Below are 4998 nucleotides of genomic sequence, written 5' to 3' on the forward strand. Positions count from 1 at the left end.
CCCTTGAATAGCCCCTGGGGGAACATAACCATTTCTTGCGTTTACCCACTTATAATCTGCTAATGCTGGTTGAACAACTGTTATTACTGATGCCATGCTTAAGGCAGCCAAAGTTAATCCTGAGACCAAAAGAGTTTTTAATAATTTCATAATGCCGATTACTCCAAAAACACAGTGAATTACCAAGTTATTAGTCGAGAAAGCGATCGCTTCTCCTATATCCCACCTAAGAAGTTGGGGATATGAATACTGCTTTGCTGTTCTGTGATAGTTCTATCTTTGCTTTTTCTTACTGCTAAAGATAGAGGAATTAGCGTAAATAAAATTGCGCGTTTACGCAACAAGCTATTTGAGCAGAATAGAAGATAATAGTCAAAAAAGTAGTTATTCTCAAGCAGAGTGCTATATGTACAGAGTTTATTATTTAAAGAGGAATTTAATAAGGAGTATCTCTTACTACGGAAGTTGTATACTTTTTCAAACAATTCTATTGCTGGGAATACTGATACTTCCAGCTAGTGCGAGTCAAATCTGGCAAGGGACAGGACGGATTCTAAGTGGAATTGGAGAGGGCGGTTCAGTTGAGCTAGAGTTAGAATTTGATGGAGAGATTGTCAAATCTCTTTCCGGTCCCCCATTAGATGGGATAATAAACACAAAACCAAGTTTGAATGGGGTTATTAAAACCAAGACTGCTACCTGGCAAATTGAGCGATGCGGTGAAGAGCTATGTGTAAATTTGCAGCAATACAATCCCAAACAAACAGTCTTCTATCGCCTCCAGCCTAAGAAGTAATGAAAAAAAGATTGAGATCGATTAACACTTGGCAAATGACAGGGATTGGTTTGGGTGTTGTCTGGAGTTTCCTTTTCAATGCAGTATTTAGCAAGCTACCTATCCTTGAAAAACTAGAGCTTGGGATTCAAGATAGTCTGACACGGCTTTACAAACCCAGCGCTTTACCCCACGAGATCCTCTTAGTTACAATTGATCGACCAATCCATAAACCTGAACACAAGTTTTATGCCAATCTAGTCACGCAGCTCATGGACGAAGGAGCTAAAGTTGTAGTTTTGAACCTACCTAATTCATTGAGGCGACCTATTGATAGTAGTTTAGAAAATTCCTTCAAGGATCTAATAAAAAAATACAGCCATCAAATTGTATTAGTCACTTATACTAAAAAACTTTCTCAATCAGTTCCTTCAGCATTATCTATCTACTATCATCTGCTGCCATTTGACGATAACAGAATTAAACCATTAATTTCTCCAGCGCAAGTGCATGGATTTTTCGAGTACGAGACTGCTCTTCAAAGTTTAACCAGTCCATCTCGTCAAGCAAACTTGGCAGGATACTTTGTTTATGTAGAAAACATTCAAGAAACTCAAGAATTAAAATCAGTTGCAGTATTAGCCTTAGAAAAATTTTCTTCACCTCTAGGTAACAAAGCACTGACTCAGATTGCCCAAAGTGAGCAAACACTTTTAACTGAAACTGCCGTTGGGATAAATTTCTATGGACCTGCTGGAACATTTCCTCGCCTCAATGCTTCATCTTTTTGTAATTCCACTTCTGCACAACTGACTTACTGTAGCGCTCTTACCACTCTAGAAGCTCAGAAGGTTCGCAACAAACTGGTGCTGATTGATTTGCCTAGAGAAGATTTAGTCTCATTTGGGGTTTCCTCTCCTTTTGGCGATCGCATGTCAGTTGCAGAGGTACAGGCCAATTTGATCGGAAATTTGATGACAGATTCATTTTTGAGAACCTCTACCGAATGGTTTGATTATACGGCCACTACCCTGGGTGCAGTCTTTTTTAGTTTAATACTGACTTCCGGGATATTCAAAAACGGATCTCAATCTACTATCCGCTTAAAGAGTTGGCTTTGTCTAGGGTTTGTTGGCAGTTATGTTATTTTCAGTGTCCTCTTTTCTTGGCAAGGGCTAATTATACCTTTAGCAATACCAATCTTAACCTGGATTGGAACGGGTGTATCTGTAGCTATCTGTTTGCTGTTTTGGCAGAAGCAACAGCAGTTGATCCAGCAGCGACGAAAACTAGCCGAGCGACAGGCAGTCCTTTCTCAGGCACGGAAGTTACTCCATCGAGTAGCAGCGGACATTCATGACGGCCCTCTACAAGAACTCAAATTAGTCATGGATGGTGTCGAACTTCTAGCTATTAAACATCCAGGGATAAATCCCAACCCTTTGTTAGATAGGCTAGAAGCAGTTGGGCGCAATCTTCGTGATCAGCTCCGCAATACTCGCACGATCGCCGAGAAACTAGAGGTGACACCAGAATTGCAAACAGGTTTAGATAAGGGAATTCAACAGCAGCTACAACAACTTGTTAGTTCAGGAGAATTAACACTCAAAGTTGATGCTCATCTGCAACCTCTTTTAGAGCCTGAGTCAGACAGTACCTGGATAGATGCGCGTGAAGATATTTTTCGCTTCTTTAAAGAGGCGATCGCTAACGTCATTCGTCATAGTCAACCTCCGAACGGTACTGCAACCGAAGTTAGAGTTAGTTTGTTTCAGGAAGAAACCCTATGTACGCTAATTATTAAAAATGATCTAACTGAGCCTAAGCCTGTTGTTTTGAAAAGCACCACCATTAGAGCACACAGTAATGGTTACGGCACAAAATTGATGGCTACTATTGCTGCGGAACTACCAGACGGATATTGGGAGCGAGTTCGTTCAGCCGATGGCGGAATCCAGGTAATACTCACTTGGACTCTAAAGAATACTACTGAGGACGAAATCCAAAACTCAAGTATTTTTTCAATAAACAATTAGCTTGCGTCCAATAGCTGCCATGCAAACAGCGACGCGAGGGTTTATATTTTGCCCATCAAGATGCTCGATATCCAGCTTTGCCTTGAGACGCTGCACATAGTTCTGAGCCGTTTTATGGGACACATGCATCCGCTCGGCGATCGCTTGGTCTGTTAGCGCATGACGGCATAACAAGTCCAAAATTTCCAGATCCTGCTGAGTTAATTGCATTTCCTTCATCAGTTCCCGATGGACTTTGAGTTGTCCATCTAGAGCGCTACGAACGCCTTCCAGGAAGGCGCTTCGTCTTTCCATCTTGTTCACAACTACAAAACCCCCTTGGTGTTTACCAATCTGCGATGCTAGTTGTCTTAAAAAATTAGGTTCACTGGTATAAACAAGGATATTTACTGTGGGGTAGCGCTCAAAAATTTGTCTTAACAGTGCTAAACCTGGCTTTGCTGACTGCTCACCTCCGACAGTGCCAAACTGCAAGTCCACTACGACCAAATTTGGTAGCTCAAGCTCCAGTTGCTCAATTCCCCTATCAGGTGTATCCACGCTAATGCAAGAACACTGAGCTTCTATCATGTGCAAAAACTCGCAGTTATTCTGACCGACTTCTGGATGGTCTTCAATAACAAGAAAAAGGGGTAGCTTGCAGTCCATGTTGGGAGGAGATAATTTTGGTTTAATAGCTAACAAAATCAAGAAAAATTTTTTAGCATCATCTGAGTACTTTACTCCGCGACATTAAGCTTAACGGTCGGAAAAAGGTCGGAAAAAGGTCGGAGCTTTTTAGTAGATTTACGTAAATTTTTTGAGAAAATCAAGTTTATGGTGGGAATATCGTAGTTAACCTGGTATTTTTACGTGGGAAGATAAATGACAGTAGAAGAGGCGATCGCACTAATCGAGCAATTATTGGAAGGGGGATGCTTAACAAAACTTCAAAAGATTGTCTTCAGTCAGTCATGGGCAGGACAGACATATTTAGATATGGCTGTAGACTCCGATTACGATCATGGTCATATTAAAGATGTTGGCTCTGAATTATGGCGATCACTCTCGAAAGCTTTAGGAGAAAAAGTTACCAAAAATAACCTGCACGGAGTATTGAAGCGAACCGCACAGCGAGAAAAGGACACAAACGCCTCATCGACTCTAAATTATCAACCCTCCAATTTCCACAGAGACTGGGGAGACGCTCCTGATGTGCAAGTGTTCTTTGGACGAACAGAAGAACTAGAAACTCTACAGAACTGGATTATTCGAGATCGCACTCGATGTGTGGCGATTGTGGGAATGCGGGGGATTGGAAAGACCCATCTTTCACTAAAACTGGGATTGGGTGGGATTGGCAAAACAGACCTATCACTTCAGTTAGCCAAGGGTATCCAGGATGAGTTTGAGTTTGTCATCTGGCGATCGCTTCTCAATGCCCCTCTCCTCTCTGACCTACTTGCAGACTTAATTAAAGTACTTTCCAGACAACAGCAGACAACACTACCAGAGACAATTAGCGAACGCATCTCTTTGTTGCTCCATCACCTGAAAACCCACCGATGTCTCTTAATCCTAGATAACGCCGAAACTCTTCTGCAAGCCGGAGATCCCATCGGTCGGTATCGAGCTGATTATGAAGACTATGGACAGTTAATTAAACAGGTTGGGGAAGTGGCGCATCAAAGTTGCTTACTGCTGACAAGCCGCGAAAAACCCCAAGAACTCATTTTAATGGATGGGCCAAGTCGTCCGGTGCGCTCTTTGGTGTTACAGGGGTTAGATATCCAAGCTGGAAAACAGATTATTGCAGAGCTTGGCGATTTTACAGCTAGTGAAGAAGACTGGCAGGAGTTGATTCAGCTTTATGATGGCAATCCTCTAGCACTGCAATTGGTTAGTAAACACATACTGGAAGTATTTTTTGGTAGTATTGCCGAATTTTTAAGGGAAGGCAAGCCAGTGTTTCACGACCTGCAAGAACTCCTATCTTGGCACTTTCAACGGCTCCCCAAAGAGTGCTGTGAAGTACTGTATTGGTTAGCAATCAATCGGGAACCAGTGTCCCTAGCAGAGTTACGGGAAGATTTGATGTTATCAACTGCTAAGGCAGCACTACCTGCAACTTTGGGAGTGCTGCAACGCAAGATTCCCCTAGAGCGTACAGGAGATCGCTTCACGCTTCAGCCTGTGTTGATGGAGTAC

4 protein-coding genes are annotated in these 4998 nt (G+C 42.3%); 3 read left to right on the forward strand and 1 reads right to left on the reverse strand.

The features are described from left to right. The first annotated feature begins 490 nt into the window (after positions 1-490). The gene (locus RRG12_RS41320; protein WP_420759610.1) at positions 491-796 is read left to right on the forward strand and encodes a hypothetical protein; all 306 of its coding nucleotides are present in this window, start codon (positions 491-493) and stop codon (positions 794-796) included. 11 nt (positions 797-807) lie between these two features. Further along, complete coding sequence (locus RRG12_RS41325; protein WP_420759609.1) at positions 808-2811, forward strand: CHASE2 domain-containing protein; 2004 nt, start codon at positions 808-810, stop codon at positions 2809-2811. On the opposite strand, the gene RRG12_RS41330 is transcribed toward RRG12_RS41325, so the two are convergent. Then, entirely contained in the window at positions 2797-3459 is a 663-nt protein-coding gene (locus tag RRG12_RS41330; protein WP_420759608.1) for a LuxR C-terminal-related transcriptional regulator, read from the reverse strand. The genes RRG12_RS41325 and RRG12_RS41330 overlap by 15 nt on opposite strands. Before the next feature lie 216 nt (positions 3460-3675). Between RRG12_RS41330 and RRG12_RS41335 the strand changes: the two genes are divergently transcribed. Beyond that, the coding region (locus RRG12_RS41335) for an NB-ARC domain-containing protein (RefSeq protein ID WP_420763169.1) at positions 3676-4998 on the forward strand (1323 nt) is incomplete at its 3' end.

This window comes from Nostoc sp. CALU 546, assembly GCF_048836525.1.